Here is a 14568-nt window from a genome sequence, read left to right on the forward strand (position 1 = left end):
GACTTAGTGGGTCACGCGGTCGATGAGTTCTTGGGCCTCGGGCGGGATCTGTGGTTGGGCGGCGATCGACTGGCCGGCGACGCTGACTGTGATCTCCTGCAGCGGGCGCAGGGTCTGGACGAGCTTCTTGATGCTGACGCCGCTGCGTTGCTGGAGGTAGCGCGCGACGGCGAGCGCGGCGAACACGATGGTGAGGTGGGCTTCGATCGATTCGCGCTTGTGGTGGAACATCGGCCGGGCGCGTAGGTCGGTCTTGGACATCCGGAACGACTGCTCAACGCGCCACAGGTCGTGGTAGCTGCCGATGACCTCGTCGGGGTCCATCACGCCTGCGGGGATGTTGGTGACGTAGCCCTTCAGCCCGACCAGCCGACGTGCCCGCGTCAAGGACGCCTCATCGAGTGTCTTGGTGCCGTTGGTGGTCTTGACGAACCGCGGTGTCCGGGCGGTCTTCTCGCCCGCGATGACTTCCTTGGCGCGGTTCTCCTGCAGGGTCAGCGTCTTGCCGTCACGGGCGGCGCGTTTGGCCGAGTAGGCCCACACCGCCCGCCAGGATCCCGGGTGCTGTTCCGGGTCCCAGACCGGCTCGCGCTTCTTCTTCGTGTCGTTCTCGATGCTGCGTCGGTTCTTCGGGGTGATCGTGTCGATGAGTTGCCCGTCGCTGAGGGCGTCGCCGTGCCAGCGGAAGTGGGACTCCAGATCGACCGGCGCCTTGGTCACCCGGGAGCCGACGATGAACCGCAGACCGGCTTGGTCGAGTTCGCGCAGGTTGGTCGCGGACAGCATCCCGGCATCAGCGACGACAGCCATGTCGCTCACGCCGTGGCGCTTCTGGAAGGCCTTGATGATCGGGATCATCGTGAGCGTCTCGGCCTTGTTGCCCTCGAAACAGCCGATCTCGAGCGGGAAACCGCGCCGGTCGACCAGGAGCCCGACGACGACCTGGGGATCGACACGGCGTTCTTTGGAGTAGCCGACCTTCCTGAGGTCGTCTTCCTTCTCGGCCTCGAAGTACAGCGTCGTCACGTCATAGAGACACAGCGACACGTCACCCCACGCGGTGGCATCGCGGAAGCAGGCGGCCGCGATCTGGTCGCGGTAGCCGCGCTGTCCGGCACGGCGCAGGGTGGCGCTGAAGGTGTTGCGGTGCGCAGGCGTGAGGCCGAGCTCGCTCAGCACCCGCCCGGCATCCAGCATCGACGTCGGCTCGACGATCCGGGCCAGCACGAGCTGGAAGAACGCCTCGTCGTTGATCACACCGAACCCCAATGTCTGCCACGCCGACTCGATGACCGCGACCAGCAGCCGCGAGGCCTTGGCCTGCACGATCGTGGCGCGCGGATCCTGCTCGGGCTCCAGTCCGAGGTCGAGAACGCCTTGGCCTTCCTCGATCTTGCGGCGCCCGACCTGCATCAACGCCGCGAGCTCGGCTTCGGTGTGCGCGGAACCCAAATGCTCGATGACGACGTCGCGTCGATGTTCCCGGCGGGCGATCTGCACGGCCGTCGCGCCCGAGGCCGTCTTCACCTTCCGCAGGAACACCACCCCGGAAACGTAGCCGCTTAGTGTGTCACCACCGACACCCGCACCGGCCCTGACCAGCGCAAACGCTGAGCCGGCCCAGAATCACGCCCGACCTGTGCAAGTCAGGTCGAAGACCCACGGGGAGAGCAGGTTGACCCCGGCGGTGCCGGGCTGGACCTCGTTGGTCGCCCCGCGCTGGGAGTGCCGTCCGTCGGTCGCCGCGGCCGCGTCCTTGTCCGCCTTGCCGCGCTTGCCCTTCGCGGACCTCGGGGCCTTCGGCGGCTTGGGTGCCTTGCCCGGCTTGCCGGCCTTGCGCTGCTTGTGGCCCTCGTGCGGCCGCTGACCGTCGCCGGTCCGGGGTGGGGTCGTGGTGCTCATGCCGGTCCCGCCAGGGCCAGGCCGATCGGCACCATCATGGTCGGGTCCTCCGCCATCGGGTCAGCCTCCTTGCGCCGGGGCACCAGCCCGGGGAGCACGTCGTGGGGGTCGAAGCGTCGGGTGGGCAGGCCCAGGGTGCGCTGGACCAGCTCCGGGAAGCCGGTCAGCCGCGCGCCGCCACCGGTGACCAGCAGCCGTTCGGGGAGATGCTCGTGGTCCGAGCTGCTGTGGAAGTCCAGCGTCGCCTTGATCTCGGCGACCAGCTGCCGGGCGCCCTCGAGCACCAGCTGCCCGGTCTCCTCGGCCGGGGAGAGCCGCTGGCCCGGGGCGGTCGGGTCGATCAGCGTGGTGCCGGGCGCGGTCGCCGCGGGCGCGAGCACCACGCTCGGCAGCGCGGCGGTGTGCTTGAGCGCCTCGGCCTCCGGCCAGCCGATGCTGAGCCGCTCGACCAGCGACTGGGTCAGCAGCGATCCGCCGACCCCGGCGACCACCCGCACGAAGTGGGGACGTCCGGCGGTGTGCACGGCGACCGCGATCTTGTCGGCCCCCACGTCGACGATCGCCTCGGTGCCGGCGGTCGCGGAGACGGCGCGGGCCGCCGCGCGGACCAGCCCGAAGGCGGACAGGTCGGCCACCTGCGGGCGCAGCCCGGCGGCCTGCACGCAGCGGACCATCTCGTCGACGGCGCCGCGGGCGGTGGCCACCAGCAGGATCCGGACGTAGCGGCGCGGCGCGCCGGTGTCGGGGTCGGCCCGCTCGAAGTCCTCGAGCGCGACGTGATCGATGTTCGCGTCGTCCACGGAGACCGGCAGCAGGTCGGCGACCTGGTAGCGCAGCGCCTTCTTCAGGTCGGCGGGCGGCATCCAGTCGAGCTCGAGCTGGCGGACCAGGACCGAGCCGCTGCCGACACCGAGACACACGTCCTTGTCCCGCATCCGCTGCTCCTGCCACAGCGTCCGGATCGCCTCGGTCACCACGCGCGGGTTGCGCACGGTGCCGGCCTCGACCGCGCCCCGCGGCAGCGCGACCGCGCCGGCCCTGACCAGCTTCGGCGTACGTCCGCCGGACAGCGTGACCGCCCGGACCGCCGAGCTGCCTATGTCCAGTCCCACCAGCGTCTTCGCCATTCTCGTCCTTCCGCGTGCGCTGCCGGGCCGGCCGTGACGGCCCGGTCTCACCGTGAATCCGTCAGGCCTATCGGCAGGGTCGGCGACGGGTTGAACGGAAGTGTGGATTCGCGGTTCCGCTCAGGTCCCTCCGTGCTCTGCCGATGGCCCGAGCGAGAACCCCCGTGCTCCCGGCCACCCTTCGGTCGCGGTCCGGCACGGGTCCATCGAAGGGAAATGCAGCACGATGAGTTCAGTCCCGGGTCCGTTGCTGACCCTGCTCGACGCGGTCGTCCGGCACGGCGCGTCCGACCTCCACCTGCGTCCCGACGTGACCCCCAAGGTCCGCCTCTCCGGGACCCTGCGCCCGGTCGGGGAGCGGGCCTACAGCGCGCAGGAGGTGGAGGAGCTGATCCGCGCCACGATGAACGCGGAGACCCTGGCCACCTTCGAGGAGCGGTTCGAGGCGGACTACGCCATCTCCGTCCCCGGCCTGGGCCGGTTCCGGGTCAACGCGTTCCGCACGGTGGGCGACGCCGGCTGCGTGATGCGCAAGGTCAGCGACGAGCCGGCCACCCTGGAACAGCTCGGCTTCCCCGAGGTCTTCGGCACGCTGGCACTGCGTCCGCGCGGGCTGGTGCTGGTCACCGGGCCGACCGGCTCCGGCAAGACCACCACGCTGGCCGGGATGATCGACCTGGTCAACGAGAGCCTGCCGGTGCACGTGCTGACGCTGGAGGACCCGATCGAGATCATGCACCGCAGCAAGCGGGCCACCGTCACCCAGCGCGAGCTCGGCAGCGACACCCGCACCTGGGACTCGGCGCTGCGTGCGGCGATGCGTCAGGACCCCGACGTGATCCTGATCGGCGAGCTGCGCGACGCCGACACGGTCCGCTCGGCGCTGTCGGCGGCCGAGACCGGCCACGCGGTCTTCGCCTCGATGCACACCACCGACACCCGGGAGACGGTGCTGCGGCTGATCGACTTCTTCCCGCCGCACGAGCAGGCCCGCGTCCGCGCGGCTCTGTCCACCACGCTGGAGGGCGTCGTCTGCCAGCGTCTGGTACGCCGCGCCGACGGTCGCGGCCGCATCTGCGTCACCGAGGTCGCGGTCCGCGACGCCCGGCTGGCGGACGCCATCGCGGACCCGGACAAGACCTCGACCATCCCCGACATCGTCGCCGACGGTGAGTACTCCGGGATGCACACCTTCGACCAGCACCTGCACCAGCTGGTGATGTCCGGTGCGGTGGAGATGGCCGAGGCGCTGGCCGCGGCCAGCAACCCGCACGACTTCACGGTGATGCTGCGGCGGGCGGGCTGGCAGCCGGCGGAGAAGGGCTGGCCGGTGGCTGCTCGCTGAGCGCGGTGGTCGCGGTGTGGACCGCGCCCCATTCGGATGGGCTCGGTTCTCGCCGAATTCTGAGCCGATCCGAATGGGGCGCCGCGGGTTTTCGATCCCGATGCCTCGGAGCCCTCAACTCCGGCCCCGGGATGCCGACAGATCCGGTGTCGGAGAAACGTCGGCGTCTCGGGGGAGGTGGGGACCATGACCCAGACGGATCAGGGAGCGACCGTCGAAGCGTTGCTCGCGCACGGTGAGGTGAGCGCCGCGGACGTCGAGCGCGCCCGCGAGCGCGCCACCGTGCAGGGCAAGCCCGTGCTCGAGGTGCTGCTGGCCGACGGCGTGATCGACCGCCGGGCGCTGTTGCGGATGGCGGCCGTCGCCGCCGGGGTCGACCACATCGACCTCTCCGACCACCCGGTCGACGCGAGCGCGGCGGCACTGGTGCCGGGCGACTTCGCCCGGCGGTCCACCGCGCTGGCCTTCGGCTGGTCCGGCACCGAGCTGCTGGTCGCCGTACCGCTGCGGGGGATCGCGGACCTCGACCTCAAGGACGACCTGGCCCGGCTCTCGGGCCGCCGGATCCGGCTGGTGCTGGGCAACCGCGCGGAGATCGAGAACCGGATCAACCAGATCTACCGGGCCGAGGGGGAGCTGGCCGACCTCACCGCCAACCTGGTGGTCGAGGAGGAGCAGCCCGACCTCGACTCGTTCACCGAGGTGGCCGGGGACGCCCCGGTCGTCCGGTTCGTCAGCCTGTTGATCTCGCAGGCCATCTCCGACCGGGCCTCCGACATCCACATCGAGCCGACCGAGCACGAGGTGCGGGTGCGCTACCGCATCGACGGCGTGCTGCAGGACGCCCACCGCGCCCCGCGCGGCATCCACGCCGGGGTGGTGTCCCGGCTGAAGATCATGGCGGAGATGGACATCGCCGAGCGGCGGGTCCCGCAGGACGGCCGGCTCTCGGTGAACCACCAGGGCAAGGTGATCGACCTGCGGATCGCGACCCTGCCGACGGTGTGGGGCGAGAAGATCGTGGCCCGCGTCCTGGACAACAGCAACACCCGGCTGGGCCTCTCGGACCTCGGCTTCAGCCGCCCCAACTTCGACCGGTTCGCGCAGTCCTACACCAAGCCCTACGGGATGATCCTGGTGACCGGCCCGACCGGCTCGGGCAAGTCGACCACCCTCTACGCGACGCTGAACGTGCTGAACCAGCCGCACGTCAACGTGATCACCGTCGAGGACCCGGTGGAATACCGCCTCGCCGGCATCAACCAGGTGCAGACCAACAACAAGGCCGGGCTGACCTTCGCCTCGGCGCTGCGGTCGATCCTGCGCTCGGACCCCGACATCGTGCTGATCGGTGAGATCCGGGACATGGAGACCGCCACGATCGCGGTCGAGGCCTCGCTCACCGGTCACCTGGTGCTCTCCACGCTGCACACCAACGACGCGCCGTCGGCGGTCACCCGGCTGGTCGAGATGGGCATCGAGCCGTTCCTGGTCGGATCGGCGCTGGACGCGGTGGTCGGTCAGCGGCTGTGCCGCCAGCTCTGCGAGCGGTGCCGCGAGCCCTACCTGCCGCCGGCCGAGGAGCTCGAGGCCCTGGGCCTGGTGCTCGCTCCCGGCGTCGACCAGCTCTACCGCCCCCGCGGCTGTACGTCGTGCGCGGGCACCGGCTACCGCGGACGGATGGCGTTGCACGAGGTGATGTCGGTGAGCGAGGACATCGAACGGCTCACGGTGGCCCGCGCGTCCACCGACGAGATCGGCAAGGTCGCCCGTGCCCAGGGCATGGCGACGCTGCGCGAGGACGGCTGGCTCAAGGTCCAGCAAGGCAAGACATCGATCGAGGAGGTACTCCGTGTCGTGGGCTGACCCGCAGGGGGCGGCGGTCGCCGTACCGACCCCCACCCTGGAGCTGGACGAGCTGTTGCTGATGGTCACCGAGATCGGAGGCTCGGACCTGCACCTGACCGCCGGGGCGCCGGCGACGATCCGGATCCGGGGCGCGATGACGCCGGTGCCGAACAGCCCGATCCTCACACCGGAGATGCTGCGCACCGGCCTCTACGCGATCATGACCGAGCGGCAGCGGCAACGCTTCGAGGAGAGCCGCGAGCTGGATCTGGCCTACGCGATCCCCGGTCACGCCCGGTTCCGGGTCAACGTCTTCTGGCAGCGGGAGAGCGTCGGCGCGGTGATGCGGCTGATCCCGTGGGAGATCCAGCCGCTCGCCGAGCTCGGCATGCCGCCGGTGGTCGAGTCCTTCGCCCGGCTCAAGCGGGGTCTGGTGCTGGTCACCGGCCCGACCGGCTCCGGCAAGTCGACCACGCTGGCCGCCGTCGTCGACCTGGTCAACCGCACCCGTCGCGGCCACATCATGACCATCGAGGACCCGATCGAGTTCCTGCACTCGCACCGCGGCTGCCTGGTCAACCAGCGCGAGGTCGGCGCGGACACCCACGACTTCCGCAACGCGCTCAAGCACGTGCTGCGCCAGGACCCGGACGTGATCCTGGTCGGCGAGCTCCGCGACCTGGAGACCATCTCGGTGGCGCTGACCGCGGCGGAGACCGGCCACCTGGTGCTGGCCACGCTGCACACCCAGTCCGCGCAGGACACGATCAGCCGGGTGGTCGACGTGTTCCCCGCCGACCAGCAGCAGCAGATCCGCACCCAGCTGGCCGCGACGCTGCAGGGCGTGGTCTGCCAGACCCTGGTGCCCACCGTCGACGGCAAGGGCCGGGTGCCCGCCGCCGAGATCATGGTCTGCAACCCCGGCATCCGGGCGATGATCCGCGACGACAAGCTCCCGCAGATCCCCGGCGCCCTGCAGTCGGGCGCCCGCGAGGGGATGCAGACCCTCGACGCCCACCTGGCCGCGCACGTGCGGGCCGGTGTGATCACCCGGGAGGTCGGCCTCGAGCACTGCGAGCACCGCGACGACTTCCTCTCCCTCGTCGGCGCCGGCGGCAGCCTCCCGGCCGGCACCCAGTACGCCGGCAGCGCGGCCCGCGCCACCTCCACCCACACCCAGGGCTGGTCCTGATCTGATGAGCATCCAGTACGCCTACAAGGTCCGCGACACCGCCGGCCGCTTCCGCGAGGGCAAGGTCAAGGCCGAGTCGGAGACCGCCGTCGCCGAGCAGTTGCTGGCGATGGGCTATGTCCCGCTCGAGGTGAAGCCGGCAGGTGTCGGCCTGAACCGCGACATCACCTTCGGCCGCAAGCGGGTCACCATGAAGGACCTCGCGGTCTTCTCCCGCCAGCTGGCGACGATGGTGGACGCCGGCCTCACCCTGATGCGCGGTCTGACCATCCTGTCCGAGCAGGTGGAGAACCCCGAGCTGCGCCGGGCACTGACCGAGGTGAAGAAGTCGGTGGAGGGTGGTCAGAGCCTCTCCTCGGCCTTCGCCGAGGACAAGCGGAGCTTCCCGCCGTTCCTGGTCAGCATGACCAAGGCCGGCGAGGTCGGTGGCTTCCTCGACGTCGCGCTCAAGCAGGTCGCGGAGACCTTCGAGGCCGAGGTCAAGCTCCGCGCCAAGATCAAGGCGGCGATGACCTACCCGGTCGTCGTCTTCTGCATGGCGATCGTGATGTGCATCGGCATGCTGCTCTTCATCGTCCCGGTCTTCGAGAACATGTTCGCCGACCTCGGTGGCGAGCTGCCGCTGCCGACCCGGATCCTGGTCGCGCTGTCGGGCTTCGTCCGGTTCGCGGGGCCGATCTTCGTCGTAGCGCTGATCGCGTTCTTCATCTGGTGGCGACGGCACGGCCAGGACGACCGGGTCCGGGAGTTCGTGGACCCGCTGAAGCTGAAGATGCCGGTCTTCGGCCCGCTCTTCACCAAGATCGCGCTGACCCGGTTCTCCCGGAACCTCGGCACCCTGCTTTCCTCGGGCGTCCCGATCCTCGGAGCGCTCGACATCGTCTCGTCCACGACCGGGTCGAAGGTGATCGAGCACGCCGTGCACGACGTACGGCAGTCGGTGGCGACCGGTGACTCGATCTCGGCGCCGCTCGCGCAGCACGAGGTCTTCCCACCGATGGTGGTCCAGATGATCGCCTCCGGTGAGGAGTCCGGTGCGGTGGACCAGATGCTCAAGCGGATCGCGCAGTGGTACGAGGAGGAGGTCGAGGCGACCACCGAGGCGCTGACCGCGCTGATCGAGCCGTTGATGATCGCCTTCCTCGGCGTGATCGTCGGCGGCATGATCATCTGCCTCTACATGCCGATGTTCTCGATCTTCGACCTGATCGAGTGAGTGGTACGTCGGTGAACGCTGGACGGGACGCCGACCGGAACTGGTCGGCAGGTGGCGCACGTGACGAGGGATTCACGCTGATCGAGGTGATCGTCGCCTTCGGCCTCTTCGTGGCGCTGGTGTCGGCGAGCATGGTGCTGCTCTCGACCACCCAGCGGACCGCCCGGGACAACACCTACCGCACGACGGCGTTGAACCTCGCTGCGCGAGAGCTCGCGATCACCTCGGACTCGTTCAACTCGCTGCTGCGTGGACCGGAGTCGATCGAGATCAACCAGGTGGTCAACGCGAACCCGCTCAGCGGCGGCACCGTCGGCCAGCCCCTCAAGGTCAACAACGTGTCCTACACGGTCAAGCGGGTCGCGCAGTGGGCGGCGGTCGGTTCGTCGGCGGCATCGACCTGCGACGACGGGACGGCGCAGGAGCTGGCCTACCTCCGGGTGCACGTCGAGGTGAGCTGGCCCGGTGCCGAGGACAGGCCGGCCGAGATGGACACCGTGCTGACGCCGTTGAAGGGCACCTACTCGGTGAACGACGGGCACATCGGTGTGAAGGTGATCGATCGGGACGGCCTGCCCGGGAGGGGCAGTCGGTCACGATCGCCGGGCCGTCCGGCACACGGACCGCGAAGACGGCTGAGGACGGATGCGTCCTCTTCGCCTTCGTCGCCCCCGGGAGCTACACGGTGACCCTCGACACCGAGGGGTACGTCGATCTCGCCGGCGCGAAGCGCTCCACGCGGACCGTCACGGTCACCGCCGGACAGCTGTGGCGCGGCAGCGTGAGCTACGACAGTGCGGCGAGCGTCGCGGTCAGGTTCGTCACTGCCGACGGCTACGCACTCCCGACGTCCAACACCCTGCCGCTGATGTTCAGCTCCAGCGCCGGAAAGCTGGAGCGCACGGGTAGTGGCAACACCCGCACCATCACGGACCTGTGGCCCTACGCCTCGGGATACGAGGTGTGGGCCGGGCGCTGCCTGGACAACGATCCCGCGAACCTGGGGGAGGCGCGGCAGCCCGTCGTCGCCAGCACCCCCGGCTCCTTGAGCCAGATCGACGTGCCCCTGGCGCCGTTGACGGTGGTCCGGAGCGGGTCGACGTCGACAGTGACGGCGACCTCCAGACCGAGCATCGACAACCCGCAGAGCCCCTGCGCCGCGACGTCGGTGACCCTGGGCACGCTCAACAAGGGTGAGCTCAAGACGAGCCTCCCGTACGGGCGATGGACCATCAAGATCGGTAGCCGTTCGGCAGACGTCACGCTCACCCAGGCAGCATCGCCCCAGGTGGTCAGCCCGTGAGCGCGCCGACCCGGCGAGCGGCCGGACGCGGGCCGGTCGATGCCGGGATGACGCTCGTCGAGGTGCTCGTCGCCATATCGCTCAGCACGCTCCTGGTCATCGCGCTCGGGTCCTTCGCCGTGGTCACGCTTCGGACGATGGACTCCGCCGAAGCGCGGATGGACAACATCAACACCGGGCAGACCGGGATGGCCGCGGTGACCAAGGTGCTCCGTACGGCGGTGCGACCCGACCAGCTCAACGACAACGGCTGCACCGCGTGCGAGGACACCGCGATCGTCACCGCGAGCGGCACCCAGGTCCGGTTCTACGCGAACATGAACAACACCGGCGGCGGGCCGAGCCTGGTGAGCCTGGAGACGATCGCGGACCCGAACCACGCCGGCACCAGCCTGCTGCGGCAGACGATCGTCCCGCCGACCATCGCCTCCAACGGCTCGTACAGCTTCTGCTCCGTCGGGGCGAACGGGTGCAGCTACGTCCGACGGATCGTCGCTCGTGGGCTTCCGCGGCTGACCACCAATCCGACGATCTTCGGCTACTACGGCTTCGACGGCGTCGCGCTGAGAACCGGGACGTTGCCGGCCGACGACCTGATCAAGGTCGCCAGCATCGACGTCACGTTGACCGTCCAGCTCCGCCCGGGTCAGACGCGGACGCCAGCCCAGACGCTGGTCCAGCGAGTCTCCCTGCCCAACGCCGATGCCAGCGTCCTGAACGAGCAGGAGGACTAGGGATGAGCCCTGAACGCACGCGCACGGCGAAGGACGAGGGGTATGCGTTGCTGGTCGTGCTCGCGACCGTGACGATCCTGATCGGACTGCTCACCGTCGTGCTCACCTACTCGACGCGCACGATCAAGACGGTGCGCGACGCCTCCGACTGGAACCAGGCACTGCTCGCCGCCGACGCCGGCGTCGCCGACTACCTCGCCCGGCTCAACGCCGACGAGAGCTACTGGCGCGCGATCGACTGCACGAACACCGCGCTCAAGGGACCGATCGGCACCTGCGGCTGGGGGGCGACGACCAAGCCCGGCTGGGCGAACGTGCCCGGAGGCGGCGGCGCTCAGTTCCACTACGAGGTCAACACCACCTCCACGCCGTCGACGGGCACCGTCGTCCTCACCTCGACCGGGAAGATGCGGGAGGAGACCCGCACCATCGAGGTCCGGATGCGTCGTGGTGGCTTCGGCGAGTTCCTCTACTACACCGTCTACGAGACCGTCGATCCGGAGAACGAGGCGGTCTACGGGTACCAGAACCAGACCGCCATCAACCGCTGCACGAAGTACGCGTACGACGGACGAGACACCAACTACTGCAGTGACATCAACTTCGTGAGTGGCGACGTGATCGACGGTCCGCTGCACACCAACGACTCGATGCTGATGTACGGATCCCCCCGGTTCAACGGCACGACCACCACGTCGAAGCCGGACTGCGACAAGCTGCGGCCCACCACCTGCTACCGGAGGAACGGCAGCCCGAGTCCGAACTTCGTCCGCGGCATCGCCTACCGCGACGAGATCCAGCTGCCCGAGAGCATCGGCGACCTGAAGCCCTATGCAGATCCCACGCAGCCCGGCACCGGGTGCCTCTACACCGGACCGACCCGGATCGTGATCAAGGAGGGCTCGGGCTCCAACCCGTCCACGATGAAGGTCTGGAGCCCGTGGACGAAGACCAGCAAGACCGGGTGCGGGACGGTGCCGCTGGACGGCACCAAGGACATCACGATCCCGAACAACAACCTGGTCTACGTCCGCGACGTCCCCTCGGGCTACGGGAACCCCTATGCGGGAGCGTCCAAGAACCCGGGGACCGGGGCCTGCCCCGAGAAGTGGATCGGCAACAACTATCCGCTCGCAGGCACGACTACGTCCGGCGACTACAACCAGACGTTGGACGAGGCCAAGTGCACCTACGGGACGGTCTATCTCGAGGGGAAGCTCCGCGGCCGGCTCACCGTCGCCGCGGAGAACAACATCGTGATCACCGATGACCTCACCTACAGCGGTGGCCGCACCGGCACCGACGCGCTCGGGCTGATCGCCAACGAGTCGGTGAAGATCTACCACCCCGTCCGCTGCACCAACTATTCGAGCTACCAGCGCGAGTGCAACGGCGGTAGCAACCTCTCCCGGCCCAACAGCGCCGGCGTGTTCGAGGATCCCGTGGTCAATGCCGCGATCCTGACGTTGCAGCACAGTTTCACCGTGCAGCAGTATCAGTTCGGCAGTCGCTTGGGCGACCTCAACCTGTTCGGCACCATCGCGCAGAAGTTCCGCGGACCGGTCGGCACCACCGGCAGCTCCGGCTATCTGAAGCAGTACGTCTATGACACGCGGATGCGGTACGCGCCGCCGCCGTACTTCCTCGATCCGGTGCGGAGTGCGTGGGGCGTGAAGACCTACGGGGAACTGACGCCGCGCTACCGCGACTGAGTCATCTGCAGTGGACGCAGGATCGGCCCGAGGCCGGTCCTGCGTCGGTCGGTCCTGCCCTCGCTCAGCGGCATTCGAGGCCCCGGTGGGCGGGACATTGGCCCAGGTCGTCCCGGGCCTTCGGCACTGATGTTCCCGGCGTTCGCACCGAGTTGGGCAGCGGTCGAAAAACTCTGAGCTTTGCCCTCAAGTCCGCGCCGACCTGCGCCGATGCATCAACCGGGCACAGCGTCGGACCACCTCGTCTGAGCGACACGGTGTCCGACAGCACTGGACACATTCACCTAGGAGACACACGTGTTGGCAACGCTCAAGCGCATCACCGCCCGTCGTGAGGACGGCACCGACAAGGACCAGGGCTTCACCCTGATCGAGCTTCTCGTCGTGATCGTCATCGTCGGCATCCTCGCCGCGATCGCGATCCCGGTCTTCCTGAACCAGCGGCAGAAGGCCGTCGACTCCGGCCTCAAGTCGGACCTGAAGGCCGCAGCGACGACGGTGGAGACGTGGATCGTGGACAACCCGTCGACAACCATCACCGCCGACACGGCGGGAGCGACGGGCACTGGAATCCTGGACGACTTCAAGCCGACCAGCGGCAACACGGTGATCCTCAAGCCCGCGACCGGCGGCGGATACACGATCTGCGCCTTCAACCCGAAGGCATCCGAAGCCACCGCCGCCGATGCGAACAAGAACATGTACTACGACTCGGCCAACGGCGGTCTCCAGTCGACGTTGAACACCGCTGGCTGCTCGGCCAGTTGAGCTCGCTCGCTACAGATCTGAAGGGGAACGACATGAGCCACCAGACTGAGAGCACCACCGCCGAGAAGGATCAGGGCTTCACCCTGATCGAGCTTCTCGTCGTGATCGTCATCGTCGGCATCCTGGCCGCGATCGCGATCCCGGTCTTCCTGAACCAGCGGGAGAAGGCGGTCGACGCCGGCGTCGAGTCCGACGTCAAGCAGTTGGCCACCATCGAGGAGACCATCTACACGGACAAGCAGGCGTACAGCACCGCGACCGCCGACATCGAGGCCGAGGGCTTCGAGGCATCCGACGGCAACGTGATCCTGATCGCCACCAGCAGCACCGGTTTCTGCATCAAGGGTTCGAACCCGAACGGCAGCAAGGACGGAACCGCCAGCGCGTTCTGGTACGACTCGGAAGGCGGCGGTCTGTCGTCCGGCGCCACGAAGCCGACCGGGGGCGCATGCGGTTCGCTGACTCCCGCGGCCTTCAGCTGACGGCGGATGACCGTGAGGTGATCACCAGTGGCGCGTCGCCCTCGGGCGGCGCGCCACTGCGCGTTTCAAGATTCTTCACCCGAACCGCTCACGAACCGCTCAACCCCTGCCGATGAGAGCAACGACAGGTCCACCAACGAGCACGTCCCGAGGAGCTGGCAAGTCATGACCGATGTGATCTGGGAGCAGCGGGAGTACGTCGACGGCCTCCGCGACCCCCTCACCGGCGGCCAGGCCGAGCTGGTCGAGAACCTCGCCGCGGTGACCCGCGTCCTGCTGGGCCTGCCGACCGCCAAGGGCACCCGCGCCCGCGTGGTCGAGGAGCCGACGCCCGTCCGTCCCGCGGCGTACTCCTTCGACGAGCTCGACCCGCTGCCGGCCGTCCACCTGGATGCCGAGCCGGTGACGCTGGGCCTGGTCCCGGACGCCGACCCGTTCGCCGTCACGGCCGAGCTCGGGTTCGATCTGCCGGCGGACTCGACCGTCGACCCGACGACCGACCTGACCATCGACCTGGCGAGCGACCTGGCGCCGATCCCGACGATCCGGCCCGTCGCGACCGAGCCCCAGTCGTGGGGCCAGATCAGTGGTGCCGATGAGGACGACCTGCCGCCGCTGCCGGTGACCGCCGAGGACTGGGCCGCGCTGTCGGCGCCGCCCGCGCGGACGACGTACCGGAGGAGTCCGAGCCGACGGCGACCGCGGCGACCTCGTGGTCCACCTGGCAGCCGCCGACCGAGGTGGCCCCGCTCGCCGAGGTGCCGCCGCTGGTCGAGGTGGCCCCGCTGGTGGAGGTGGCGCCGCTGGTCGAGGTGGCGCCGCTCATCCCCGAGCCGGAGCCGATGGTCGCCGAGCCGGAGCCGCCGCAGCTCGACGTACGCAGCGCGGCCGCGGTCCTCGACGAACTCCGCTTCCTCGACGACTGACGCGAGGTCTCCC

At 69.2% G+C, this 14568-nt stretch carries 14 protein-coding genes; 11 read left to right on the plus strand and 3 right to left on the minus strand.

Annotated elements, in window-relative coordinates; genetic code table 11:
• Positions 1-3 precede the first annotated feature (3 nt).
• The 3 genes from FIV43_RS20490 to pilM form a co-directional block, all read right to left on the minus strand.
• A complete protein-coding gene (locus FIV43_RS20490) occupies positions 4-1545 on the minus strand; it encodes an IS1634 family transposase (protein ID WP_141015457.1) in 1542 nt (513 codons plus the stop codon).
• An 81-nt stretch (positions 1546-1626) separates the two neighbouring features.
• Positions 1627-1902, minus strand: a complete 276-nt coding sequence (locus tag FIV43_RS20495; RefSeq protein WP_141015611.1) for a hypothetical protein — start codon at positions 1900-1902, stop codon at positions 1627-1629.
• Positions 1899-3029 (minus strand): type IV pilus assembly protein PilM, encoded by a 1131-nt coding sequence (gene pilM / locus FIV43_RS20500; protein WP_141015612.1) that lies wholly within the window; start codon positions 3027-3029, stop codon positions 1899-1901. Before pilM ends, FIV43_RS20495 begins: the two co-directional genes overlap by 4 nt.
• A 226-nt stretch (positions 3030-3255) precedes the next feature.
• Between pilM and FIV43_RS20505 the strand changes: the two genes are divergently transcribed.
• From FIV43_RS20505 to FIV43_RS20555, 11 genes are all read left to right on the plus strand, one after another.
• A complete protein-coding gene (locus FIV43_RS20505) occupies positions 3256-4374 on the plus strand; it encodes a type IV pilus twitching motility protein PilT (RefSeq protein ID WP_141015613.1) in 1119 nt (372 codons plus the stop codon).
• Positions 4375-4560: 186 nt separating this feature from the next.
• Positions 4561-6240, plus strand: a complete 1680-nt coding sequence (locus tag FIV43_RS20510) for a GspE/PulE family protein (protein WP_141015614.1) — start codon at positions 4561-4563, stop codon at positions 6238-6240.
• Positions 6227-7414 carry a type IV pilus twitching motility protein PilT gene (locus FIV43_RS20515; RefSeq protein WP_231123566.1) on the plus strand — a complete coding sequence of 396 codons (1188 nt, stop codon included), beginning with the start codon at positions 6227-6229 and terminating at the stop codon, positions 7412-7414. Before FIV43_RS20510 ends, FIV43_RS20515 begins: the two co-directional genes overlap by 14 nt.
• Positions 7415-7418: 4 nt before the next feature.
• The gene (locus FIV43_RS20520) at positions 7419-8630 is read left to right on the plus strand and encodes a type II secretion system F family protein (protein WP_141015615.1); all 1212 of its coding nucleotides are present in this window, start codon (positions 7419-7421) and stop codon (positions 8628-8630) included.
• Between the two features lie 11 nt (positions 8631-8641).
• The gene (locus FIV43_RS20525) at positions 8642-9319 is read left to right on the plus strand and encodes a type IV pilus modification PilV family protein (RefSeq protein ID WP_141015616.1); all 678 of its coding nucleotides are present in this window, start codon (positions 8642-8644) and stop codon (positions 9317-9319) included.
• Positions 9316-9933, plus strand: coding sequence for a hypothetical protein (locus tag FIV43_RS20530; protein WP_141015617.1), 618 nt, complete (start codon positions 9316-9318; stop codon positions 9931-9933). The genes FIV43_RS20525 and FIV43_RS20530 overlap by 4 nt, the downstream gene beginning before the upstream one ends.
• Complete coding sequence (locus tag FIV43_RS20535; RefSeq protein WP_141015618.1) at positions 9930-10667, plus strand: PulJ/GspJ family protein; 738 nt, start codon at positions 9930-9932, stop codon at positions 10665-10667. Before FIV43_RS20530 ends, FIV43_RS20535 begins: the two co-directional genes overlap by 4 nt.
• A 2-nt stretch (positions 10668-10669) precedes the next feature.
• Positions 10670-12379 (plus strand): hypothetical protein, encoded by a 1710-nt coding sequence (locus FIV43_RS20540; protein WP_141015619.1) that lies wholly within the window; start codon positions 10670-10672, stop codon positions 12377-12379.
• Positions 12380-12676: 297 nt separating this feature from the next.
• Positions 12677-13147 (plus strand): type IV pilin protein, encoded by a 471-nt coding sequence (locus tag FIV43_RS20545; RefSeq protein ID WP_231123567.1) that lies wholly within the window; start codon positions 12677-12679, stop codon positions 13145-13147.
• 32 nt (positions 13148-13179) lie between these two features.
• Positions 13180-13629 (plus strand): type IV pilin protein, encoded by a 450-nt coding sequence (locus FIV43_RS20550; RefSeq protein WP_141015620.1) that lies wholly within the window; start codon positions 13180-13182, stop codon positions 13627-13629.
• Between the two features lie 740 nt (positions 13630-14369).
• Positions 14370-14555, plus strand: a complete 186-nt coding sequence (locus FIV43_RS20555) for a hypothetical protein (protein ID WP_141015621.1) — start codon at positions 14370-14372, stop codon at positions 14553-14555.
• Positions 14556-14568: the final 13 nt, after the last annotated feature.

The sequence above is a fragment of the Nocardioides sambongensis genome, from assembly GCF_006494815.1.
GTDB classification, from domain to species: Bacteria; Actinomycetota; Actinomycetes; order Propionibacteriales; family Nocardioidaceae; genus Nocardioides; species Nocardioides sambongensis.